The organism is Alphaproteobacteria bacterium 33-17 (genome assembly GCA_001897445.1).
Classification (GTDB): Bacteria; Pseudomonadota; Alphaproteobacteria; order Rickettsiales; family 33-17; genus 33-17.
Map to the genome: position 1 here is coordinate 64,658 of MKSX01000015.1, position 25,116 is coordinate 89,773.

The 25,116-nt window shown below is 32.4% G+C and carries 26 protein-coding genes and 1 tRNA gene; 17 read left to right on the plus strand and 10 right to left on the minus strand.

Features of this window, described 5'->3' with window-relative positions; translation table 11 throughout:
• Positions 1-57 precede the first annotated feature (57 nt).
• The gene (locus BGO27_01775; protein OJV14211.1) at positions 58-486 is read left to right on the plus strand and encodes a hypothetical protein; all 429 of its coding nucleotides are present in this window, start codon (positions 58-60) and stop codon (positions 484-486) included.
• Positions 486-1,721, plus strand: a complete 1,236-nt coding sequence (locus BGO27_01780) for a hypothetical protein (GenBank protein OJV14212.1) — start codon at positions 486-488, stop codon at positions 1,719-1,721. The genes BGO27_01775 and BGO27_01780 overlap by 1 nt, the downstream gene beginning before the upstream one ends.
• A 1-nt stretch (position 1,722) precedes the next feature.
• Here the strand turns inward: BGO27_01780 and BGO27_01785 are convergent, their stop codons facing one another.
• The 4 genes from BGO27_01785 to BGO27_01800 form a co-directional block, all read right to left on the minus strand.
• Entirely contained in the window at positions 1,723-2,508 is a 786-nt protein-coding gene (locus BGO27_01785) for a hypothetical protein (GenBank protein OJV14213.1), read from the minus strand.
• Positions 2,501-3,238, minus strand: a complete 738-nt coding sequence (locus BGO27_01790; GenBank protein OJV14214.1) for a hypothetical protein — start codon at positions 3,236-3,238, stop codon at positions 2,501-2,503. The genes BGO27_01785 and BGO27_01790 overlap by 8 nt, the downstream gene beginning before the upstream one ends.
• Before the next feature lie 87 nt (positions 3,239-3,325).
• A complete protein-coding gene (locus tag BGO27_01795; protein OJV14215.1) occupies positions 3,326-4,003 on the minus strand; it encodes a hypothetical protein in 678 nt (225 codons plus the stop codon).
• Positions 4,004-4,030: 27 nt separating this feature from the next.
• The gene (locus tag BGO27_01800) at positions 4,031-5,008 is read right to left on the minus strand and encodes a hypothetical protein (protein OJV14216.1); all 978 of its coding nucleotides are present in this window, start codon (positions 5,006-5,008) and stop codon (positions 4,031-4,033) included.
• Positions 5,009-5,190: 182 nt separating this feature from the next.
• On the opposite strand from BGO27_01800, the gene BGO27_01805 reads away from it, so the two are divergent.
• The 8 genes from BGO27_01805 (at position 5,191) to BGO27_01840 (ending at position 10,993) form a co-directional block, all read left to right on the plus strand.
• A complete protein-coding gene (locus BGO27_01805; GenBank protein ID OJV14217.1) occupies positions 5,191-5,433 on the plus strand; it encodes a glutamate synthase in 243 nt (80 codons plus the stop codon).
• An 18-nt stretch (positions 5,434-5,451) separates the two neighbouring features.
• Positions 5,452-6,780 carry a hypothetical protein gene (locus BGO27_01810; protein ID OJV14218.1) on the plus strand — a complete coding sequence of 443 codons (1,329 nt, stop codon included), beginning with the start codon at positions 5,452-5,454 and terminating at the stop codon, positions 6,778-6,780.
• Complete coding sequence (locus BGO27_01815) at positions 6,770-7,801, plus strand: hypothetical protein (GenBank protein OJV14219.1); 1,032 nt, start codon at positions 6,770-6,772, stop codon at positions 7,799-7,801. Before BGO27_01810 ends, BGO27_01815 begins: the two co-directional genes overlap by 11 nt.
• An 18-nt stretch (positions 7,802-7,819) precedes the next feature.
• Entirely contained in the window at positions 7,820-8,305 is a 486-nt protein-coding gene (locus BGO27_01820; protein OJV14220.1) for an RNA pyrophosphohydrolase, read from the plus strand.
• Positions 8,306-8,330: 25 nt separating this feature from the next.
• On the plus strand, positions 8,331-8,786 hold the full coding sequence (locus BGO27_01825) for a protein-export chaperone SecB (protein OJV14221.1): 456 nt from the start codon (positions 8,331-8,333) through the stop codon (positions 8,784-8,786).
• A complete protein-coding gene (locus BGO27_01830) occupies positions 8,786-9,664 on the plus strand; it encodes a ribosomal protein S6 modification protein (GenBank protein ID OJV14222.1) in 879 nt (292 codons plus the stop codon). The genes BGO27_01825 and BGO27_01830 overlap by 1 nt, the downstream gene beginning before the upstream one ends.
• A 144-nt stretch (positions 9,665-9,808) precedes the next feature.
• Entirely contained in the window at positions 9,809-10,078 is a 270-nt protein-coding gene (locus BGO27_01835; GenBank protein OJV14223.1) for a hypothetical protein, read from the plus strand.
• 126 nt (positions 10,079-10,204) lie between these two features.
• Positions 10,205-10,993 carry a hypothetical protein gene (locus BGO27_01840; protein ID OJV14224.1) on the plus strand — a complete coding sequence of 263 codons (789 nt, stop codon included), beginning with the start codon at positions 10,205-10,207 and terminating at the stop codon, positions 10,991-10,993.
• A gap of 105 nt (positions 10,994-11,098) precedes the next feature.
• On the opposite strand, the gene BGO27_01845 is transcribed toward BGO27_01840, so the two are convergent.
• The 5 genes from BGO27_01845 to BGO27_01865 form a co-directional block, all read right to left on the minus strand.
• On the minus strand, positions 11,099-12,988 hold the full coding sequence (locus tag BGO27_01845; protein ID OJV14225.1) for a hypothetical protein: 1,890 nt from the start codon (positions 12,986-12,988) through the stop codon (positions 11,099-11,101).
• Positions 12,989-13,094: 106 nt separating this feature from the next.
• Positions 13,095-13,367 carry a hypothetical protein gene (locus BGO27_01850; protein OJV14226.1) on the minus strand — a complete coding sequence of 91 codons (273 nt, stop codon included), beginning with the start codon at positions 13,365-13,367 and terminating at the stop codon, positions 13,095-13,097.
• A gap of 103 nt (positions 13,368-13,470) precedes the next feature.
• Positions 13,471-13,758: a hypothetical protein gene (locus BGO27_01855; protein OJV14227.1), complete on the minus strand. Its 288-nt coding sequence runs from the start codon at positions 13,756-13,758 to the stop codon at positions 13,471-13,473.
• A 144-nt stretch (positions 13,759-13,902) separates the two neighbouring features.
• Positions 13,903-13,977, minus strand: a tRNA-Glu gene (locus BGO27_01860).
• An 83-nt stretch (positions 13,978-14,060) separates the two neighbouring features.
• A complete protein-coding gene (locus BGO27_01865) occupies positions 14,061-14,642 on the minus strand; it encodes a hypothetical protein (protein OJV14228.1) in 582 nt (193 codons plus the stop codon).
• A 96-nt stretch (positions 14,643-14,738) separates the two neighbouring features.
• Here BGO27_01865 and BGO27_01870 point away from each other — a divergent pair, with 96 nt between their 5' ends.
• From BGO27_01870 to BGO27_01900, 7 genes are all read left to right on the plus strand, one after another.
• Positions 14,739-15,608: a hypothetical protein gene (locus BGO27_01870; protein OJV14229.1), complete on the plus strand. Its 870-nt coding sequence runs from the start codon at positions 14,739-14,741 to the stop codon at positions 15,606-15,608.
• A gap of 2 nt (positions 15,609-15,610) precedes the next feature.
• The gene (locus BGO27_01875; GenBank protein ID OJV14230.1) at positions 15,611-18,199 is read left to right on the plus strand and encodes a hypothetical protein; all 2,589 of its coding nucleotides are present in this window, start codon (positions 15,611-15,613) and stop codon (positions 18,197-18,199) included.
• Between the two features lie 74 nt (positions 18,200-18,273).
• Complete coding sequence (locus BGO27_01880) at positions 18,274-19,518, plus strand: tRNA (N(6)-L-threonylcarbamoyladenosine(37)-C(2))-methylthiotransferase MtaB (GenBank protein ID OJV14231.1); 1,245 nt, start codon at positions 18,274-18,276, stop codon at positions 19,516-19,518.
• Entirely contained in the window at positions 19,519-20,451 is a 933-nt protein-coding gene (locus BGO27_01885) for a signal recognition particle-docking protein FtsY (GenBank protein ID OJV14232.1), read from the plus strand.
• 17 nt (positions 20,452-20,468) lie between these two features.
• Positions 20,469-21,734 (plus strand): hypothetical protein, encoded by a 1,266-nt coding sequence (locus BGO27_01890; protein OJV14233.1) that lies wholly within the window; start codon positions 20,469-20,471, stop codon positions 21,732-21,734.
• A 14-nt stretch (positions 21,735-21,748) separates the two neighbouring features.
• On the plus strand, positions 21,749-22,333 hold the full coding sequence (locus tag BGO27_01895; GenBank protein OJV14234.1) for a Holliday junction DNA helicase RuvA: 585 nt from the start codon (positions 21,749-21,751) through the stop codon (positions 22,331-22,333).
• The gene (locus BGO27_01900; protein ID OJV14235.1) at positions 22,330-23,349 is read left to right on the plus strand and encodes a Holliday junction DNA helicase RuvB; all 1,020 of its coding nucleotides are present in this window, start codon (positions 22,330-22,332) and stop codon (positions 23,347-23,349) included. Before BGO27_01895 ends, BGO27_01900 begins: the two co-directional genes overlap by 4 nt.
• Positions 23,350-23,358: 9 nt before the next feature.
• Here the strand turns inward: BGO27_01900 and BGO27_01905 are convergent, their stop codons facing one another.
• Positions 23,359-25,113, minus strand: a complete 1,755-nt coding sequence (locus BGO27_01905) for a hypothetical protein (protein ID OJV14236.1) — start codon at positions 25,111-25,113, stop codon at positions 23,359-23,361.
• Positions 25,114-25,116 lie beyond the last annotated feature (3 nt).

Here is a 25,116-nt window from a genome sequence, read left to right on the forward strand (position 1 = left end):
TCTGTTTTATTCTAGCCATAATTGTGGTTTAATAATCATAATTTCAAGGTAATTAATATGGCTAATGTAGTTGAAATATCAAGTTATGATGAGTCAAAAGGGCATTTAATTCCGGTTTTTCTTTCAAAAGTTCAGGCAGGATTTCCTTCTCCAGCAGACGATTATGTGGCTCAAAAATTAGATATTAATAAATATTTGGTGTCGCATCCTACAGCTACTTTTTTTGTAAAAGTTGCGGGTGATTCTATGAAAAATGCAGGAATTTTAGATAACGACATGCTGGTAGTTGACAGATCTATAGATGCATCGCATGGTAAAATTGTTATAGCTATAATAAATAACGAACTGACCGTTAAAAGATTATATAATAAACAGGGCAAAATCGAACTTCACGCAGAAAATGAATTATATTTGCCTGTAAAAATCAATAGTTATGACGAGCTAAGAATATGGGGTGTAGTAACTGCGGTTGTTAGGAAGCTATAATGTACGCTCTTGCTGATGGAAACAACTTTTATGTCTCATGCCAAAGGATATTTGAGCCAAAGTTACATGATGTTCCTGTAGTTATACTTTCTAACAATGACGGGTGCGTTATTGCAAGGTCTAATGAAGCTAAAGCTATTGGTGTACCAATGGGCGCACCAATTTTTAAATACCAGTATTTGATCAAAAAACATAATGTAAAAGTATTCTCCTCAAATTTTGAGTTATACGGTGATATATCATCTAGAATGATGCAGCTCCTGTCTGAGCTTTCAGATAATATTGAAATATATTCAATAGACGAAATGTTTATGGATATAACTAAAGAAAGGGATCTGGCTCAGTTCGCGGAGAAAACTATTAAAACTATCTCGAAGCAATTAGGTATGCCTTTATCTATTGGAATAGGTTCCACAAAAGTATTGGCCAAGATAGCAAATTATCATGCTAAAAAACATTCTAAGCTAGGATATTTTATTATAGATGAAAGCAATCTAAAGCAAATCCTGGAAAATTTACCAGTAGATGAAGTATGGGGAGTTGGCAGGCAGCTTGCAACCAGATTAAAAACTATAGGAATACTCACCGCATGGCAGCTTGCTAATGCTAATTCTAAAGTTTTAAGAAAACTTCATAATGTGGTTTTGGAAAAGTTACATTTAGAGCTAAATGGTACAAAATGCTTCGATCTTAATGAAGTGTCAAGTAGCAAAAAGTCTATAGCAAGTAGCAGATCATTTAGCTATGCTGTTGAGAAATTAGAAGAGTTAGAGGAAGCAGTGGCGCATTATGTTGCAAGAGCTACTGAGAAACTTAGAAGCCAGAAAAGTTTAGCTAATGCAATGTATGTTGTAGTAAAAACTAATAGATTTCAAAAAGATTATTATAAAAATTCCAAAATATATAACTTTATCAATCCAACTAATGATACTGGCTTTATGATAAAAGCAGCAAAAGAGTGCTTAAAGGAAATTTATGTAAGCGGATTAAAATATAAAAAAGCAGGCGTAGTCTTACTTGATATTGTTGGGGAAGATGAGGCGCAGGTTCCGTTGTTTAAGGTAGATCTCCCTAATATAAAACTGATGAATGTTATGGATAATATAAATAACGAATATGGGAAAAATAGTATATTTTTTGCTTCACAAGGCATAGAAAGAAAATGGCAGGCAAAAAGCACCATGAAATCCCCAAGCTATACTACCAACTGGAATGAACTACCAGTAGTGAAGTAGTTTAAATATAAAACACAACTCGTTTTCTTAATTTATTGTATATAGCATAGCTTATAAGGCTTATAACTAATGCAACTAAACAGGCTAAAAACATCGTTTTAAAGCTTGGTACAATGTTATTATAAGTGATTTCCATAATTGGTTTAATTGCTATATAAATTGGATGAAATTCAAATAATATTCTTTTAGATTCAGGAATTAATTCCGATGGATAGGCAAGGGGTACTGTCCAAAACAGAATATTAAACAGAATTGTAAGCAAGTGTGTAATATCACGAAAATAGGGAGTAATATATGCAATAACAATTGAAGCAGAAAATACTGAAATTATTAGAGGTAAAGCTACGATTGGAAAAAGTAATACAGTCAAACTAAAGTCTTTGATAACAATAAATTTAATAAATATTACGACCACTAAATAAGCTAACACGTATAAATATGTATTAAGAAGTACAATAGACGCAGGAAATAAAGTTTTGGAAATGATCGCACGTTTAATAATACCCTGCGTGTGGACAAGAGAGTTTGAGCTATTTGTAATCGAGTTTACAATATAGTTCCAAGAAACAATTCCAGGAGCCATATAAAGAATGTAATTTTCAGTTGGAAAGCGCATTATTGTAGAAAAAATAAAGCTCATTACAAGCAGATATGCCATGGGGTTAATCATACTCCACAGAATACCAAAATATGATCCCTGATACTGACTTTTAAGTTTTAAAACAGTAATGGTATACACTGATCTTAAATATTTAAGAGATATAATTTTTTTTAAAGCACTAAACATTTTGACTATGACATTTGAGGTTATATTCTTTCATTATATACTCTGCATCTCCATCAGCGATAATATTGCCATTTTCTAACCAAATGCACCTGGTGCAAGTATCTAATATAAGATCTTGTGAATGCGAGACTATTATTGAAATGGCCGAATTTTGAAGGCGTTTTTTCATATGATTTGAAGATTTTTCAATGAAACCTACGTCACCAGCAGCAAAAACCTCATCAAGTAGTAATATATCTGAATCGATAAAAGCAGAAATAGAAAATGCCAAGCGGGATATCATTCCTGAGCTATAATACTTAAAAGGAATATCAATTTTTTCTTCAAGCTCCGAAAATTCAATAATCTGTTTTTCTAAATCAGGTGTTAAATGAGCAAGACCGCCCTGATATATAAGACCCAGTTTAATGTTGTCTCTGCCGCTAAGTTCATTTTCAAAGCCTAGTCCCATTTCAATAATAGCATTTACAGATCCTTTAACAGTTATATCTCCCTGAGAAGGAGGGTAAATGCCTGCAATTGCTTTAAGTAATGAGCTTTTTCCTGACCCGTTTGTGCCAATAAAACCTACTTTTTCACCTTGATTTATATTCAAAGAAATATTTTCAAGTATTTTAATATCGGTTGAAGCCTTTTTCTTCCCAAGCACTAAATGTTTGAGAAAAAGCGATTTTGATGAAGTGTCAATTCCGTATACGGAAACATTAGATAGGTTTACACCTGCGTACATAATAAACAAATTCTATAGTTACAGCGAGATTTATATCAAAATAAATAGCATTATGGAATATAAATTTTTGGTTGTTATTAAATTTTTTTAACCAGTGTATTTACTTATAACTGATTTAATAAATTTTTTAGTAAGCCTACCGCGATGTTTTTTTATGCTTTGGACAAGATCAGTGTAAAACTCATGCATGTGTTTATAATCTTGAAATTCGATATTGATTAAAGAATATATATCAAAAGGAACTCTGATTTGATGATCTGCCAAATATTTAGCAAGCATCTGATGTGTTATATCTGGTGATATTTCAGATATGGTAATGATGTTAAAGCTTTTGAGCCTTGATAATAAATCTGGAACTTTAAAATAATTTTCATAATTATTATTTTCAGAGGTCATCAGTAAATATTTTTTTTGTCTTATGGTTTCATTAATTATATGAAATAATTTCTTTTCCTGAGATTTAGAATTGTGTATATCATCTATGGCTAAAAAGTTATCTTTCTCCATTTCATCCATTAATGATTTTTGCATTCTTGATAAGCTAAGTAATTTAGATGATTTATGTTTTTTAAGCCAATATTCAATTAGTGCTGTTTTGCCAGATGATTTTGAGCCAATCAAAATAGTGCAGTAAGCTTCTGGAAATATTTCGGTCCATGAACTTAAGTATCTTATAGCAAAATTATTACACTCAGCTTTAATAAGTAAATTTTCCTTAGGAGAAATTTTAAATGGTATAATAATTTGTTCATGTTCTTGGGACATTACCAGACTTCCTGACATAATAAAAGCTTATCTGTTATAAGCTTCGGATCTATAGTAATAGTCCAATAAATGTCTTATGACAACACCCAAAATACCTGCTATTGGTATGGAGATAATAATTCCGGATAATCCCATTAAATTTCCACCTGCAAGTAATGCAAATATAAGCCATAAAGGATTAAGCTTAATTTTATCGCCGATAAGCTTTGGTGCTATGAAATTACTTTCAACGGCCTGACCAAATACATACAATCCCAGTGTAATTAATACCATATCTAAAGATTTAAATTGAGCAGCAGCTATCCCTACTGCTATTAATGCACTTATTCCTGCCCCTACATAAGGTAAAAGGACTGCTGCACCTGAAATAATACCTAACACTAAACCATTGTGCAGACCTAATATAAGTAATGCTATAGAGTAGTATACTGCCATGATAAAACATAAAGAGAATTGACCACGTATGTAACCAGAGAGTACTCTGTTGATATCTCTTAAAATTTCATCACAGTAATTTTTATATTTAAGCGGGATAATTTTTTTAGTTTTGCGAGTGATAAGATCCCAATCTTTTAAGAAATAAAACGCAACGATAGGAGTTAGCATCCATAGAGATATTGCGCTGACTAAATTGACACCTGTTAAGTAAATTTTATTAAGTCCCATTGAAGAGTAGTTAAACACACTGCTCATATACTCAGATTTTTTAGCATCTGTCATCATGTTGCTAAAGTTCAGTTTAAAACCAAACTTTTCAGCCGCGCCCTGAACATAAGGTATTACCATTTCGCGAAGAATATTTGGAAGCTTTTTTGTTATTAAGGATAGCGATTTTGCTTCCACTATTAAAGAAGGCAGTAAGGTAACAAGTATTAGTACAAATAACAGAAGAACGCCTGCAATAACCGCAGAGCTTCCGACAGTTCTGGAAATATTGAATTTTTCAAGTAATTCTACCAAAGGACTGAATAAATAAGCAAAAATAAAGCCAAAAACAAATGGCACAAGAATATCGTTTGCGACCGCTATTATAAGAATAAAAGTTAGGACGATTGATAAAATTAATGAATATCTTTTGATCATGTAAATATTTTTTTGAGGTTATATAAAAATAATATTTTGTTGTTATACTTAAATAGTCTAATATATTTTTGAAAAAATCAATATTTTATTACAAAAGAGTAAAGATGAAGTCGGAAAGAAAGATCGTACAAAAAGCATCCTATAAAATAGAAGTAGAAGCGGGTAAGTCATATTGCATATGTTCGTGTGGCTATAGTAATACTCAACCATTTTGCGATGGAGCGCACGTTGAGCATGGTTTCAGCCCTATTTGGTATCAGGCAACAGAAACAAAAATAGTAGGATTTTGTGGTTGCAAGTATTCTGAAAAAATGCCTTTATGCGATGGTAAACATAAAACTTTATAGGGAAATTAAGAGATTTATATGAAATTTACAAAATTATTTTTTATTGCAATTGCACTTGTATCTTCAGGTTATGCAGTTTCTAATGCTAGTCTTTTTAGTTTAGATAAGCCTGAATTATCAAAAGATGCAAAAGACTCTCTAAAAGTTTTTGGTGAAGCATATGCTAAAATTAGAAGAGAGTATGTTACTGAAGTAGAGGATAAAAAATTAGTAGAAGCCGCTATAAACGGTATTCTAACTTCATTAGATCCGCACTCATCATATATGGATGAAAAAAGCTTTGAAGAACTAAAACAGAGTACTAAAGGTGAATTTGGTGGTCTTGGAATAGAAGTAACCATGGAAAATGGTGCTGTGAAGGTTATTAGCCCTATAGAAGGTACTCCTGCGGAAAAGGCGGGTATTGAAGCTGGAGATAAAATTGTAGCTATTTTCAGTAAGCCAATATTTGGGCTGACATTAATTGAAGCTGTAGAAAAAATGAGAGGCAAGCCAGGGACTTCAATAAAAATTACTGTTGTGAAGCATAATAAGCCTGAACCAGTTGAATATGAAATTAAACGTGAAATTATAAAAGTAAAAGCCACAAGATCTAAGTTATTTGGTGATGTAGCATATATTAAGCTTAATAGTTTTACAGAAAAAGCCCATGAGTCGTTAATCAGAGAATATGAAAAACTTAAAGCAGAAGCAACAAGTGAATCTAAAGCGGAACTAAGCGGATTAATTTTAGACTTACGTAATAACCCGGGAGGGCTTTTAGATCAGGCTATTATGATTGTTGATAGTTTTATAGATTCAGGAACAATTGTGTCAACGAAAGGCAGAAATCCTGATAATATAAATAAGTTTGAGGCTTCAAGTGGCGATGTTACTAATGGGCTGCCAATTGTAATACTCATTAATAGTGGCTCTGCATCGGCATCTGAAATTGTTGCAGGTGCTTTACAAGACCACAAACGCGCAATTATTGTTGGTACAAAATCTTTTGGTAAGGGGTCTGTACAAAGTATTATACCTATGAGTAATGGTGGGGCTATTAAAATGACAACAGCCCGTTATTATACGCCTAAAGACCGTTCAATACAGGCTAATGGTATAACACCAGATATTATTGTTGAGCAGGCAAAAATTGAAAAAATAGATGCACCAAAAATCAGTATTAATGAATCATCACTTAATAAGCATCTGAAAAATGAAGCTATAGATGAGGAAATTGAGGCTATGAGTAGCGCTCCTAAAAACAATGAGTTTTATGAAAAGGATTTCCAACTAGCAAGAGCTATAGATATAGTGAAAACATTCAGTATTATTAAAAATATAAAGGGTGCGAAAAATGCTAAATAAACTAAAAAACATCCTAGCCTTATCCTTTAAATACTTAACGTCTGCTATGTGGATTTTAGTAGTTTTGGCAATAATCTATTTTTATGCTATTGAGCAAAATAACAGAGATGATAAAGCAGAAGTAAATTCACAAAAGGTTGTTTACGACACAAAAGAAGATAAGTTTATTGTTTTTAATAAAGCGCAGAAAAAAGATGTATCTGCAGTTCAAAATGATAATGCAGGAGATAAAAAATCAGATACTGTGAATGCACAAGTTATAGATAAAAAAGTGCAGGAAAACACTACAAACCAAAATATGCAGGCGAATACACCAGATGCTGCAACACAACCAGCAACGCCTAAAGTAGATAAAGTATTGCCAAAAGTAGCTTTTCTTGTTGTAAATCTAGGGTTAAGTGAATCTGCAACTAAGATGTCTTTGAGCCTGCCTCCTGAAGTAGCGATAGGAATTTCTACATATTCAGCAAATATTCCATATTGGGAAAATGAATTCGCAAACGACGGGCATGATATTTTTGCTGAGCTTCCGCTTGAGCCAGAAGATTATAAAACCGAAGACAGAGGATTTTTATCTATATTAAGCTATAACACTAACAAGCAAAATCAGGATAACTTTAATGCTATCATCAAGAAATTCTCTAAAATCATAGGGTTTTATACATTTGGTAACGAAATATTCTCCTCATCTGATAAAGCAAAAACATTTTATAAACTTGTGAAAGATAAGGGGCTAAAGGTTGTGTATGGCGCCTCAAACATTGAAATTGATATTGCTAAACTCTTTAGAGTTCTTGGAATAGGATTTATTAATAGTCCAGTAGTTCTAGACACAGAAGTCACTGAAGATTATATAAATAAACAGCTAAATACTTTAGTTGCAAATGCTCAAAAAAATGGCAGAGCTTATGCAATTATAAGACCATACCCAATATCAATTAGACTTATTACTAACTGGATTGATAAAAACAAAAAGAAAAGTGATGTCAAGATAGTTAAAATCACTGATATTATCAATTAGTCGAAGGATTTTATTTATATGACAACCACGCAGCATTATTTGAAATTACCCTATAGACCAGGGGTAGGTATTATGTTGTATAACGATGAAGGCAAAGTTTTTGTTGCGAAACGTCGTGATATGAAAAGTGAATACTGGCAAATGCCACAGGGCGGTATTGACGAAGGTGAAAGTCCTGAAGATGCAGCTTTTAGAGAGCTTTTTGAAGAAACCAGCGTAAAATCAGCCGAAATTATTTCTAAAAGTAAAATATGGTTTTACTATGACCTTCCAGACTATTTAATGACAAAAGTATGGGGCGGAAAATATAGAGGGCAGAAACAGCTTTGGTTTTTAATGCATTTTAATGGTAAAGACGAAGAAATTAACATTGAAACAGATCATCCAGAGTTTACGGAATGGCGCTGGTCAGATGTAAAAGACTTGCCAAATATCATCGTTCCATTTAAAAAGAAACTTTATTTAGAAGTCGTGGAAGAGTTCAAAAAACATCTTTCCATATAATTTTTATATTTTTCAAGGTATTACTATGTCAGAACAAGAATCACCACAAGAAGTGGACTTCAATATTGAAGTAAATGCTCAGTATTTAAAAGACTTATCATTTGAAAGTCCTGGCGCACCTTTATCTTTAATTCAACAAGAAATGCCTAAAATTGCTTTGGATGTTAATGTAAATGTTCAAAAATTTGAGGAAGGTAACTTTGAAGTTACTCTAAATGTTACTGCTACAGCGAAAAATGAAAGTGATAATGTATTGTTCTTGGTATCGGTAGCTTATGCAGGTTTATTTGATATTTCTTCAATTCCAGAAGAAATGCAAAAGAATATATTAGTTGTGTATTGCCCTAGCTTATTATTTCCATATGCGAGAGCAATTATAAGTGATGCAGTTAGAGAAGGTGGATTCCCTCCTTTGTTGCTAAAACCTATAGATTTTAGTAAACTATATAATGTGGATGATAATTCTCAAACAGTAAATTAATGAACATACTCATATTAGCCAGAAATCATAAGTTATATTCCCACAAAAGGCTTGTAGAAGCTGCAAATAGTAGGGGACATAATGCTGTTATAATGGATACGCTAAAATTTTATATGAAGGTCACTTCAGATGGCGTATCCATATGGCATAAAGAATCAAAAATTGACAGTTTTGACGCAATAATTCCTAGAATTGGTGCGTCAATAACGCATTACGGGGCAGCTTTAGTTAGGCAGTTTGAGCTTAAAAAGGTGTTTACAGTAAACGAGTCGCACGCAATTTTAAACTCACGTGATAAATTTTGGAGTTTGCAATTATTAGCCAGTCACAATGTTAGAATACCGCTTACAATGTTTAGCCATTCTAATGAAAATACAAAAAGTCTTATTGAAAAAGTTGGTGGAGCGCCACTTATCATTAAGCTTTTGGAAGGTACTCAAGGTTTAGGCGTTGTTCTTGCTCAAACAGACTCAAGCGCAGAAAATCTAATTGGCGCATTTAAGGGTGTTAAAGCTAATATTTTGGTTCAGGAATATATTAAGGAAGCTTCTGGATCAGATATTAGATGCTTTGTAATTGGTGATGAAGTAGTTGCAGCAATGGAACGTAAAGCCATGCGCGAAGGTGAGTTCAGGGCTAATATTCACAGAGGTGGCGTTGGTAAAGAAGTAATCCTGACAGACGAAGAAAAAGATATGGCAGTTCGTGCCGCTAAAATTATGGGTCTTGGTGTGTCTGGAGTTGATTTGCTAAGGTCTGAGCGAGGTCCTCAGGTAATTGAAGTGAATTCTTCTCCTGGGTTAAAAGGCATTGAGCAGGTAACAGGTATTGATGTTGCATCAAAAATTATAGAATATATTGAAAAGTCAGCATCTTAGAAAATAATTAAAAAATTTTGCTTTACCCCTATTGCCAACTAAAAATAGTTGAGATATATACTGCCAAAGGGAAATTTTACTTGCAAAAATAAAGCCTGTTAGTCAGAATAAAAATAGCAAATTAAAAATTATTAGGTAAAAGCAGTGGACGTTATTGAAGTATCAACAAGATTTTTCAATTTTTTAGCCACTTTTACTATGACCTTTTTTACTTTAATATTTGCTATACTTCCATTTTCAGTGGAAACAAATAAAGATAATAAGGAACACTTTGCAGCTTCTGCGCCTAAAAATCCTAAAATTAAACAAAAGCTTTTAATTTGCGCAATAATATCAGGAATTCTTGCTATTACACTTGAATATATATTCCATGATAGCGGTTTTTCTCTCAAAAAATTTCTACTTTCATTATAATATAATAATAGAAACTCAAAATAATAATTGAATATGACAAATATAAACATAGACCTGCGTTGTCTAAGCGTAAGTGAATTTGTAGAAGTGTGCAAAGTTGTAAGAAGAGATTACAGAGGTAATCTATTGCCAGCAATGGATGTATATTATCGTAATAATGCATCGCACAATTTTCAGGGCATATATGTAATAGGAGACAAAAATGATAACATTATCAAAAATGAGGATTTATCAAATATTGATTTATCCTATGTAGTATTTATCAATACAGAATTTATTGATTGTAACTTACATAATACAAATTTCTCTCAATGTTCATTTCGTAAAACTAACTTCACAAATTGCACAGGAGAAAAAAAATTAGATAACTCAAGACAAATTCTGTATAAAAATAAATCATACATTCTAGAAGAAGGAGCAGGTGCTGTTAAAGATCATTTGCAGGATCAAATACTAAGTACAATGTTGAAAAATGATGCTGCCAGGATGAGAAAACTTTTTAAAGAAATTGAATCAAGATCTTTTAAAGAAAAATTTATTGATTGTTGTAAAAGTTTTTACAGCATTATGATGCCTAAAGGGCTTATGATCACTAGTATTATAGCAGGTATGATAATAGGAATTAAAAAAGGCTTGATTAAGGGACTAACATGCATGATCTTGGGTGTGATTGCTACTATGGGAGTTCATCTGATACTGCATTTTAAGTTTAGTATGGCTGAATTTTTGAATTTTTATACACCTTTATCATGGATACTCAAAAAAACTCCTTTCATTTCTAAAATGGTAGATAAAGTAATGAAAAAAAATAATGTTATGGGCATGAGGGTAGATGGTGTTGATGATGTAGACGGTAATGCCAATTATAGGAATAATGAAGACATACAACATAATGCAGCAGAAAGGGCAGTATAGTTAAGTCTTTATAATTCTGGTATGCATTATTTCCTCACTCACCTAGGTTTGACTCAGCTTCGCTCGTCATTCCTGTACCATAATTCAAATACTTTAACTATATAATTAACTTTTACATATAATATGAAGTTCTTCTTTAGCTCTAGTAAAAGCAACATATGTAAGCCGCTCTGATTCTTCAAGCATTAGTGATTTTTGCTCTTGTAAAATTGATTCAAAACTTTTTGAACGAAGAGAGCTTTTTACATTATATATGAAAGTCTTGTTTTCGTGTGAATATTCAAACTTGTTAGATCCAGTATTCACTTTATTATCAAAATCTGCAATTATTACAAATTTATTTTCAAGTCCCTTGGATCCGTGAATTGTCATAAGTTTTACACCTTCACCTTCAGCTTCGATATAAACAATTTTTGCAAAGCCTAACATTTTTTCAAGCAACTCTATGATTGACCCTGCATATTCTTTGTAAATAAAGCTATAAGAAATATCATATATCCTATCAAACTCATTATAAAGCGATCTTAAACAATTGCAGTATTGTTTATAAAATATACTTAAAAATTCCATTATACTTAGCTTATTTTCTAAGATATAAGATCTAAAATTTTCGTAGTCTGGATAGATATGATGTATACGGTTAATGCTAAAATCTGTAATGTTTAAAAATATATGGCGAATTATAGTAATAATATCTTTAAATAATGGGTGGTCATTCATTACTATAGATTCGCGTGATAAGTATTTTATATTATTAGAGTCTAAATAATCTTTAATAGTTGAAAATAATGTGCCTCTATTTCTAACTAGTATCATTATATCGTTTAATTTTTCACCAAGAGAAAGTTTTTCATGAATTATTTCAATAATTTTAGATGCTATTATGTCATTCTTTGCAGTTTTGGAATTAATTATGTGTTTTACAATTTTGCCATCAAGGTTGTTAAGTGTGTTATGCGTAAAATCATTTGTAACCTTTAGAGCAGATAACGATGAGGGGTTGTTAAAATAATCATTAACAAAGTCTATAATGGCTTTAGAGCTTCTATAAGTTGAGTTTAAATATTCGATTGAATGGCTTTTATTATGAAACTTTAGCTGATTTATAACATTATCTAGGAATTTTAAGAAATAATCAGAGTTTGAACCCTGAAAGCTATATATAGACTGCTTAATATCGCCTACAATAAAAATTGATTTACTTTCATCAGATATACAATTATCAATTATCGACTGAAGTACTCTAATTTGATCAATGGTTATATCCTGAGCCTCATCTATCATTAAATGATCTATGCCGCTATCAATTTTGTACAATACCCATTCTTTAATATCAGGATTATTTAATAAATTTTCTGCCTTAGAAATAATTTGTGAAAATGTAATACGTTTCCTGCCAATTTCCTGTGATAAAATATCATTAAGTTTAACTTTAAATTCAAGTAAGTCCTGAGTAAGAGAAATATTTAGTAGTTCTAGATCATCTAATGAATATTCGTTGTTATTTCTGATAGTTTTAAAAGTATGACTTCTTAGATTTGCAGGATTAAAATCGAAAGATTCATAATTTACAATTTTATTTGTTAAATCTAATAAACCTTCAATATTCAAATCAAGGCTAATAGTTAGCTTAGAAGCGATTTTTGTAATTTCATTGATATTTTGATATAAAACTTGTCTAATACTATCATCGTCAGCTATTTCAAAGTCTGGGTCTAATCCTGCCTCATAAGGGAAGGCTTTAAGTATGCTAAGTAGAAAGCTATGAATTGTAAAAATCTTTAAATCAAGCATTTCCCCAAGCTCACTGCTTATACGCTCTTTCATTTCTTCTGCGGCATTATTTGTATATGTAAGGCAAACTATGCGTTTGGGGTCTATGTTATTTTTGATTAGAGATACATAACGGTTCTTTAGTAAAGTAGTTTTCCCACTTCCTGCAGATGCCAGAACAATAGATGAATGATTAGGTGATAAAATTTGGTTATCTTGCATTACAAAATTATTTTACGATTAATGTAAATCATAAAATAGTATTTTTTGAGGTGTTTTAAAAGATATAAAAAGGGTTTTATTGTCTTTTATAAAACCCTCTGGCGTTCTATGAAACGTAGTAATCAGGTGTGTTATCCTCGTATGGAGGTTCTTCCTTATGTGTATGCTGATCAGCATGTTCATTATTATGATTAGGAGTTATGTGATCATCAGAATTTTGAGCAGTATTTTCTTCATGCTGAGCTTCCTTGTATTCTATTAAATATGTTTTAATGATATTTAGTAAGCCATGGAAAAATTCTCTTATAATCCCAAAGAAACCACCTTTTTGAACAGCGCATTCTGTGTGATCCTGATTCTCAATTGTTGTATCAACCATACAACCCTCCTTTCTTATAGTTAATAAATTAATATTAACGCAAAAAAATTCAAATCACAATAGCAAAAAATTAAGGATTTAACTTTTTGGTTGTGGGTGTTTTTTAATCAAGAAAATTATCAGCGTAATTTTTAGGAGTAATAAGATGCGAATTTGGTAGTCGAACTTCATAATCTGTATAATTATTTTTTACATATCTTAAAGCGTCTTCCATAGTAGGAAATTTCAGTTTAATTTGTGTAGCTGTATTAATGCTGCCTGTCCATCCCATAAGGCTATCAATGTAACGTCCGCCCTGGTTATCTACTTCTAAGAGCCAATTTTTAGAATTATTTTTACCTGATTGCATAGCGCTTTTAGCTGGTTTATATACAACTGCCTTAAATGTCATTTGAATAACCTTTTAAATATCTATTAAGCTAGTAAAATGCTTTAATAATAACAAGCATAGTTTACTGTTTACAATATATTTAATAGCATTATAAACGCTAAAAATCAATTTTAAATTAATATGGGAATGTAATAGAATAATTATTGGTGACCCCTACGGGATTCGAACCCGTATTGCTACCGTGAAAGGGTAATGTCCTAACCATTAGACGAAGGGGCCACATGGAAAATCTTTTTATACTATTTTTAGAAGCTTGGCAAGTATTATCTTTAAAAATTGTACAAAAATATTTGTTATATTGCTTACTCAACAGCTTTAGTTATTAAATCTGCTGCAGGAAGTGCTGCCTGGCTATCACTTAAAGTTCTTAAATAAGATACAAGATCAGCAATTTCTTCAGGTTTTTTAAGCCCGGCAAACCCCATTTTTGTACCTTTTGCATAGTCTTTAGGGGAATATATGAATTTAAATAACTCTTCGTATCCCCATTTTTGGTCAGACATTGCTTTTAAAGCCTCTGAATAAGAATAACCATCATGTGCAGCTTTTGGATGGTTAATTACATTCCAGATACCAGGACCAACTTTATTTGGTCCTCCCTTATTAGGATCGTGGCAAGTTGCGCATTTTTTGAAAATATTTTTGCCGTTTTCAGCATTGGCTGCAGCCATAAGCTTGCCAATTTCAAAAGCTGGAATCTTAGGTCCTTTAGTGCCACTATCAGCTGCACCGCTATCTTCTGTAACCTCAACCTGATAGCCTCTTTTAACCTCTTTATGATGACCTTCGTAAAAGAACATTTTTGCTCCATACCCTGAAAGCATAGCGATTAGACCCGCAACTATTATTGAAGCGGCAATTTTATTGAGTTCAAAACCATTCATGTTAGATTTATCCGTGCAAAGTTAAATAAATAGTTATATATAGATACCTATTATAATGTATAAAATGTATAAAATTCAATATATTATTACAAGAAAATGAACAATACTGTTACTTCGTCAAAAATTGCTATTTCAATAGTAACTTACAAAAGCTCTCATATTATTAAGGGCTTACTGGAAACTGTACCAAAAAATATACCGATCTATATATGTGATAATAGTCAGGATAGTGGTATTGAGAGTGCTATAAAAGATTATGATGTGAATCTTTACATATCACCAAAAAACCTGGGGTTTGGTAAAGGGCATAATTATAATTTGCAGAAAATTTTTGAGAATCAAACAGATGCAGAATTTATAGCAATTATAAACCCAGATTGTGCTTTAAATTCAGATACGTTGCAAAGCCTTATTAATGCAGCTGGTAAGTATCCAGATGCGGCAGTATTTGCGCCAAAACTTTATGATGGAAAAGGTAGTGAAATGCTTACCTATAAACCAAATATTTTTAAAAGAAATTATAACGGTTTATGTAGTAAGAAAATGGAAGGTGATATATGTGCTGAATTTATTTCTGGTGCATTTTATATTATAAGAATCAATTATTTAAGGCAGCATCAGTTATTTGACCCCAATATCTTCTTATTCCATGAAGATGATGATTTTTGTATAAGTGTTTATAAAAACGGTTCGTATGCAATGGTTGTAAATGATTCAAAATGCATGCATCTTGTCGGGAAGTCTTCAAAGCCTTCTTGGAAACTTGAAGTTTTTAAAAATATTGCATCTACAAACTCCCGTATTTACATTGAATATAAATATAAAGGATTCCTTTCTGCTAATATATTGAAAATCAGGATTTTCTGTGCTACTCTGGCAAAAGTATTAGCTTATGCTTGCACGCTAAATTTTAAAAAGCTTGCAAAATATGCAGGTAAATTTTGTGGCATTTTTTATAAAATATAGCAATGAAACATATAATTAGATTAATTACGATTTTATTATCCATATTCTCAATATTTGGACTTACTACGTTTGTGGTAACGAAAAAAGCTATTAATACAGCCTCAATAACTGCATCGCTGTCAGATAAATACAAGTTTTCAGCAGATACAGACACAGAGCTTAGCTACCTGCCATTTCCCAAAATACGTTTTAATAATGCTATTATTAAAACACTTGAAAACAAGACAATTTTAGAATCTGATAACTTAGAGTTTAGCTTTAGTTTAGTATCAGTTGCAAAACTTGTTGTCTCTAATCAAACCTCCAAAAATATAGATAAAGTTACAATTAGAGGCGGGTATATTAATATCGATGAGTTTTTAAATTTTGCTGCGACCAACACAGTTGCATCGGGTTTAAGTGTCGAGAATGCTCTGATAACTAATGATTTTTTAGGCAATATCAATGTAAAAGATGACAAGGGTCATTTAATAAAACATGGTCTGGGAAGGGTAACATTTAGCCTGAATAATAGTTTCGGACGATACAAATTTAATGGATATTATGTTAATAATGAAGCCCTCTCGTTTGAAGGAAGTTTGGGTGATACGTTTGAGTTTGTAGTAAAAGGTAAGGGTGTTGAAATATCTAAATTAGCTCAGGACAAAAATTTATCCAGTATTAAAGTTAATATTACTAATTTTGATCTTATTAATGATACTGTTTTTGAATCTTTCCCAGATTATATCAAAAATAACTTATTCGAAGAGTCGCTAAAAATTGATGCCAACTATTATGCAGATTCAGGTGTAACTGAATTTAAAACAATTGATGGAAGTATTGTTAAAGGTACAGGCAATTTAAAGAAAATCAGTAATGGTCTAAATATTTCGACGGTTAATCTTGAATCTATAAACTGGGGCAAGAAGCTTGATGATTTGCAAAATGGGTTCTTTAAACAGGCGCTACTAAACTTTAACTCTTCTAGTACAAATGGTTATGCTATTTTTGCTAAAAATATTAAAATACATGGCGATAGTTATGATGATTTCAAGCTGTTACTTGTTAAATCATCGAAAGGACTTAATTTACAGGATTTATCTTTAACAGGCTCTTCCGGTTCAATGACAGCTAAGGCGGGATTTGATGACCAAAATTTAGTTGCTAAAGGCAGTTTAAATGTCAACTTAACCTCTCAAAGTAAGCTGCTCAAAGATTTGGTAAGCTATTTGGTATCATATAGAGCAAACGTAGAGCTTTCTAAGGATGCGGCATTAGCTTTAGATATATCATATGAGTTAAACAAAGAAGCATCTATTATTGCTATTAAAAGCTTAGCTATTGATGGGGTGGGAATAGCTGCAAATCTAAAGCTTTCAACAGATAAATCTGAAAGTATTATTAATGTCAATAATATGAATCTAACTAAAATGGGCTTGGCGCCAAATATATATGATGCTTTAGACAGTCTGTTTTATACAGATGCTAATACACCGCAGTCGTTTTTAAATAGCCTTTCATATGTAACTGGCGATAATAGAATTATCTTTAATTTTCAGAATCTTACATTTAATGATAAATTGATCGAAAATCTTTCTGTAGATGTCAGCTATACTAAAAACCAGTTGATTGTAAACCGATTTAATGTAAATGATGAGCAGGCTAAGCTTTCATTATCTGCATTACTGAATAACTCTAAAGCCAGACCTTACTTAGTCATTAAGAGTAATGTATCATATTTAGATACTGAAATTTTCAGGCATTTTGGAAGAGATGTGAGTCTTGATAACATGAAGCTATCAAATCTTGGGGCTTTTTTGTGGAATACCAGTACCTTTGATTTTCCTAAATGGGATAAATTTGACGGCACGTTTGATATGATTGGTGATAGAATTGTTTATAAAAAGGTTCCTCTGGAATCTGTAAAATTATCTACAGAATTTGTTCAATCAAATATGAGTATAAAACAATCAAAATTCAATGTATTTGGCGGTACTTTCAATTTTAGTGGTTATTTTAAAAATTATAACAATGCACTAGATTTATCATTTGTACTTCAAAATGCAGATTTTGAGCTTACTGAAGATCAGGATACTAAATTTTTTCCAAATTTATCAGGTGCTTTTACCCTGTCAGGGAAAATCAAAACAAACGGTTATTCAATATTTAACTATATAAATAATATGAACGGAAATGTAGATATTGCAGCGGACAATATTAAAATATTAGAAACAGATATTGATAGTGTTATTTTTAATATTGCTAAATTTAAAAATAATTTAACCAAGGATCTTGTCAAAATTATTGGCGCAAGAGCAGCATCTACTGGTTTTACTGATATTAAAAACCTTAAAGGTAAGTTTGTAATTAATAATGGTAATGTTAAGTCTGATAATCTTACTTATACAACACAGTATACTACGGGTAAGGGTCTTATTAATTTTGATATGCCAAAGCTGGCATTCATCACACCTGCTGCATTTACAATGCAGGGTATTCCTTTTCAAAATGCTCCTAATTCTATAATTATCATGAATGTTCAGGGAGCTGGCGGTAGGTTTAAAAGCGCCCTTAATATAGATTCGGTAATAAGAAATTTTGCACCAAATTAAGTTGATAATTTTAAGAAAATAGCTTATATTCCTGTTAACTTTGAGATAATTATTTTAAAAATCTATAAAAATCAATGACAAAACTAGAAGTAGTCACATTCGGATGCAGATTAAATGCATTTGAAAGCGAAGTAATTAGAGAAAAACTGGGCAGTAATATTGAAGAAAATACAGTTGTTTTCAATACTTGCGCTGTAACCAAAGAAGCTGAAAGACAAGCAAAGCAGGCAATCCGTAAATTTATTAGAGAAAATCCAGACTATAAAGTAGTGGTTACTGGGTGCGCTGCTCAAATTGCACCTCAAAAATATTCGGATATAGAAGGCGTTGACCTTGTGTTAGGTAACGAAGAAAAGCTAGATAAAGCTAATTACTTAAATACTGAAACTGAGAAAGTGTTGGTAAACGACATAATGTCAGTCAAAGAAACCGCAAGTCACTTAATCAAAAGTTTTGATGGTAAGACCAGAGGTTTTATACAGGTTCAGAATGGTTGCGATCATAGATGTACATTCTGTATTATTCCTTATGGCAGAGGTAATAGCCGAAGCATTCCAATGGGTGAAATTGTCCATCAGGTAAAGCACTTAGTTGAGCAAGGTTTTAAAGAGATAGTACTTACAGGCGTTGATATAACATCATATGGTAAGGATTTACCAGGAAATCCAAATTTAGGTCAGATGATGAAGAGGCTGCTTAAGCTTGTACCTGATCTGCCGCGGTTAAGGTTATCTTCAGTAGATGTTGCGGAAATTGATGATGATATAATGGATATGCTGGCAAATGAACCAAGATTTATGCCGCACTTACATATTAGCCTTCAGGCTGGTGATAATATGATTCTCAAGCGCATGAAGAGAAGGCACACACGAGAAGATGTAATAGAATTTTGTAAAAAGGCAAAGCAGCTTAATAATAAGGTTATATTTGGTGCGGATATTATTGCAGGTTTTCCAACAGAGACTGATGAAATGTTTGAAAACACCAGTAAGTTAATTGTTGAGGCTCAAATTTCGCACTTACATTCGTTCCCATATTCTGAAAGAGAAGGTACTCCTGCTGCTAAAATGCCGCAAGTTGAAAAGCAAGTTAGAAAAAGAAGGGCTGAAGTTTTAAGAGAGCTTGCAAAACTTGAACTAGAAAAAAGGCTTAAAGAATTTGTAGGCATGGAGATGAGTGTATTAGTTGAGGCTGATGGTACAGGAAAAACCGAAAATTTCCTTCCGGTAATCTTGCAAGAATCTTATACTTCTGGTACATTGCTTAATGTTGTAATTACAGGTATTCAGGACGGATTCCTGGTAAGCAAAAGTATTTAAATGTCTGATAACGAACAAAAACTAAGTTGGTTTGCCAAAATAAAATCGGGGCTAAAGTCTACGACTTCAAAATTTGGTAAACAAATCACTTCAATATTTACTGCAAAAAAAATCGATAATGAGTCATTAGAAGATCTAGAAACTTTGCTTATAAGTTCAGATATTGGAACAGAAATATCCTTTAGTATTACTGAAGGTTTAAGGAAAAAGAAATTTGATGGTGATAACGTTTCAGAAGAAGTAAGAAATTACATTTATGAAAAATTAGAAAGCTTAATGAGCAATTCTGAAAAAACCTTAGAATTTAAAACCTCACCTTCAGTTATTATTATGTGCGGTGTTAATGGTAATGGTAAAACAACCACATCAGCAAAGCTTGCTAAAATTTATCAAAATCAGGGTTTAAAGGTATTAGTTGTAGCATGCGATACATTTAGAGCCGCCGCAGTTGAGCAAATTAAATCATGGTGTAATAAACTTAATGTAGATATATACATAGGTAAAGAAAACCAGGATCCCGCAAGCGTTGCTTTTGAAGCAGCGGAAAAAGTAAAAGCTGAAAACTATGATTTACTTATAATAGATACAGCTGGAAGGCTGCAAAACAAGCTTAACTTAATGGATGAGCTTTCCAAGATAGCGCGTGTTGTTGATAAAGTTTTGCCAAATGTTCCTACTGAAAACATAATTGTGATTGATGGCACAACAGGGCAAAATGCAATTAAGCAAGTTGCAAGCTTTAAAGAATATATAAAAATTTCAGGAATTATTGTAACAAAACTTGATGGTACTGCTAAAGGCGGTATAGTTATATCTATAACAGATCAATTTAAATTGCCAATTATAGCAATTGGTGTGGGTGAAAAAGAAGATGATTTAGTATTTTTTAATAAGGAATCTTTTTTAAAAGCCATAATATATGGTAGTGAATAATTTTATTGTAGTAATATATGGAATCTATACTTTTACTTTCTCTTTCGACTTTTGGTCTTTTACTTATAGCGGGATTTTTTTCGGCAGCAGAGACTGCAATTACCGCAGCTTCGCAGGCGAAAATGCACCATCTTAAAACTCAGGGAGATAAAAGAGCAGAGACAGTTCTTCAGCTTCGTGAGGATAAAGAAAAGCTAATTGGAACAATTTTGCTTTTGAATAATGCCGTAAACGTTCTGGCATCAGGTATTGTTGCTACATTCTTAGTGAAGCTTTTCGGTGATGAAGGGGTAATCTATGCAACTGTACTAATGACGGTTTTAATTTTCATATTTGCCGAAGTATTTCCAAAAATATATGCATTTGAACACCCTGAAAAAGTAGCGATTGCAATATCACCAATTATTATGTTCCTTGTACATATTTGTGCGCCAGTGAGTATTGCAATCCGCTGGATTGGTGAAACCCTAATGACTGCACTTAAACTTAAGGCAAAAGACTCCATTATGTCGGGTAATGAAGCTATAAGAGGAGCTATTGAACTTTCTAGAAAGGAAGGCTCTGTTAAAAAAGGTGATAGGGATATGCTAGGTGGCGTACTTGATTTAAGTGACGTAAACGTTGAGCAGATTATGATTCACAGATCAAGTATGAAAATGATTAATGCAAATGATTCAATCGACCATATTATTAAATTATGTCTGAATTATCCGCATTCGAGAATTCCACTATGGAAAGATAACTCTGATAATATAGTTGGTATTCTGCATATTAAAAGTCTGCTAAAAGCAATTAATGATAATAAAACCGATATCAGTAAAATTGATATAATGAAATATACAAGCGAGCCTATGTATGTTCCAAATACTACGCTGCTTAAAGATCAGTTAGAACATTTTAGAACTAAAAGAACACATTTCGCTTTAGTTATAGATGAATATGGCGTGCTTATGGGTTTAGTGACACTCGAAGATATTTTAGAAGAAATTGTGGGTCAAATAGAAGACGAGCATGATATAGCAAAAGAACATATGACTAAAATATCAGATACGGAATATGTTGTGATGGGTAATCTTAATGTAAGAGACTTAAACCGTGACTTAGAGCTTGGTCTTCCTGAAGATAAAGCAAATACTGTTGCAGGTCTGATTATGTACTTGCTTGAGCGTTTACCTGAAGAAGGTGAAGTAATTGAGATAGGTTCTTGTAAGTTTGAAATTCAAAAGAAAATCAATAACCAGATTAATAAGGTCAAGCTTACTATAAACCAAAAACAAAACTAAAAAGCGGTTATTACATGTTTGCAAGTTTAAAGGGAATTCCAGAAATCATCGACGACGAAGTAATTTTAGATGTAGGTGGTGTAGGATACCGTGTTTTTTGCGCTGTAAAAACTGCAGAAAAACTAGATGGAAATCCTGTTAAATTATATATTGAAACGATAGTTAGAGAAGATCAGATTAGCTTATATGGTTTTTTAAACAGAACAGATTTAAGCTGGTTTAGAATGCTTATTACGGTTAAGGGTGTAGGTCCTAAAGTTGCTTTAAATATATTAAGCCATGTTGATTTTGAAGGATTTGCCAAAGACGTTATGCTTGGTAATAAAACAAGCCTTGCTAAAATTAATGGCATAGGTCCTAGAACAGCTGAGCGTATTATTGTAGAATTAAAAGATAAAATAGCTACAATTACGCCAACTTCGTATGTTGAAATGGTAAATAATATAAAACCTGCTCATGAAGATGCAATTGCTGCACTTGTGACACTGGGTTATAGTAAATATGATGCAAGCAAAGTTGTTGCAAACGTGGTTAAGGCTAATGATAATGCTGACACAAAAGAACTTATAAGATTATCACTGAGGGAACTATCTAAATGAAAAATGCAGGAATCCTTTCAAGCGATATGTTAGATGATGAGGGAATGATAGATCAAACTATCAGACCATCATATTTACGTGATTTTGTAGGACAAAGCCAAATAAAAGGTAATTTAGAAGTATTTATAAATGCAGCAAAGTCTAGAGGGGATTCTTTAGACCATGTAATTTTATATGGTCCTCCTGGTCTAGGCAAAACAACAATTGCTCAAATTATTGCAAAAGAGCTTGGTAATAATATTAGAATTACTTCAGGCGCTATTATTAGCAAAGCAGGCGATTTAGCTGCCCTTCTTACAAGTTTAGAAGCTGGAGATGTGCTATTTGTTGATGAAATTCATAGACTTAATACTAATATTGAAGAGGTATTGTACCCAGCAATGGAAGATAATACGATTGATATTATGATAGGTGAAGGTCCTTCTGCAAGATCAGTACAAATTGATTTACCACCATTTACTTTAGTGGGGGCAACAACAAGAATAGGGCTGCTGAGTAATCCGCTAAGAGATAGATTTGGAATTCCACTAAAGCTAGAGTTTTATAATCATGACGAACTTATGATGATTGTAAGTCGTGGTGCTAAAATCATGAAAATGGATCTAAATGATGAAGGGGCGCTTACAATAGCTAAAAGATCACGTGGTACCCCAAGAATAGCGCTACGTTTACTTAGGAGAATTAGGGACTTTGCCCAAATACACTATCCAAATGAAAGCGTAAGCGAAAAAGTTGCATCATTTGCCCTTGATAAGCTTGAGGTAGATAAATCAGGTTTAGATTATAATGATAGAAAATACCTAGAAATTCTTATTAAGCATTTTAATGGGGGACCAGCTGGTATTGAAGCAATGGCGGCTGCAATGTATGAACAGAAAGATTCTATAGAAGAGACTATAGAGCCGTTTCTAATCCAGCAAGGTTTTATATCTAGAACTTCACGTGGAAGGGTTGCCAATTCCATGGCATATGACCATTTAGGACTGACCCACCAAACTACTATATTTAAACCGTAAACTTTAAAATTATTCCGCTTGTGACTGCTTATACCAAAGATCATAGTAATGCCCTTTATGATTAAGTAATTCAGTATGAGTACCGTCTTCAATTACTTCGCCATGTCTAAATACTAAAATCCTATCCATATCAGTAAGAGTGGATATTCTATGCGCAATTACTATTAAAGTTTTGTCATGTATGCCTTTATAAAGGTTCTTTTGAATTTCATGCTCGGTGATTAAATCTAGCGCACTTGTTGCCTCATCCATGATTATAATTTTTGAGTTTTTAAGAATAGCTCTTGCTATTGCTATTCTTTGTCTTTGACCGCCTGATAATTTAGAGCCTCTTTCACCAACCATGGTATCATAGCCATCAGGAAGGCTTATAATAAAATCATGAGCTTTTGAAATTTTCGCAGCCTCAACTACTTCTTCATCAGTTGCGCTTAACCTTCCATACCTTATATTTTCCATGATTGATCTATGAAACATTGCTAAATCTTGTGGAATGTAGGCAATATTTTCTCTTAAATCATCTTGCGAAACATTTTTAATATCAATGCCATCTATTGTAATTTTACCAGAAGTAATATCGAAAAGCCTTATGATAAGGCTGCAAAACGTTGTTTTACCTGATCCAGAAAGCCCTACAAGCCCAACTTTTTGGTTTGCAGGTATTATTAAATTACAGTTTTTGAGTACGTTCTTGTTATTCGCGTATTCAAATGTAACATTTGCAAACTCGATTTTGCCATCGGTTATATGAAGTGGCTTAGGAGTATTGATATCTTCAACCTGGTGTTTTTCCCTTAGTAAGTCCAGGGCTTCATTACAAACCCCTAGCTGGGTATAAAACGGTATAAGGTTAAAGCCCATATACCAAACCATACCAATTATATATAAAGATGATATTGATAACACTACTTCCGGAAGTGTAATGTAATCATGCTGCCAAAGCATTATACCACCTGCTACCATATATACGATAAAAGCTATTGTTATAAGTGTTAATGCTGTATTAAGTTTAAAGTTAAAGAGTGCAGACTTTCGGTAAGCCTTCATTTCACGCAGATTTTCATGGCTTAACCGTTCAAGTTCGTATGCTTTTCTTGAAAAAAGCCTAACTGTAAACATATTAGTGAGTATATCTACAATTTTACCATTTAGTAATGTGACCTGCTGGGAATGTAATTCTGCTAAATTCTGACTTTTCTTAGCGCAAATAATGAAAAGGCCCATGTAACAAACAAACCAGGTAATAATGCCATATCCTAAGAATTTACTTGTGTTAAACAGATAAATGCAAGTTATTACAAGTGATATTAATACTGGTACAAAAACGCATATAATTTTTTCAGATATATCCTGAATGCCGTCTGCGAGCCTTGCAATTTTATTGGAAATAGAACCGCTGTAGTTTTCAATGAAAAATTCATGAGAATGCCCAACGGTATATTCCATTATGCTCACTCTTACATGCCTTTTTAATTTAGGATAAAATTTACCTGCAATATATTCATGACCCCTATGACCTACTTCAATTAAGAAATAAATCAAAAGCGATATATAGAAAAAAGTTTGGTGTTTTTGAAATACATTGGATTTATCAACATTTGGGTCGGTAAGAATATCTAAAATTCTCATTGTAAAATAAGGTGATAATGATTCTTGCACTGCCCAGCCAAACATTGCCACTTGCATTATTATAAAGTACCATTTAAACTTTAGTATTAAGCCTAAATAATATTTTTTAAACGTTAGAAGGTTAGATTTAGCCATAAA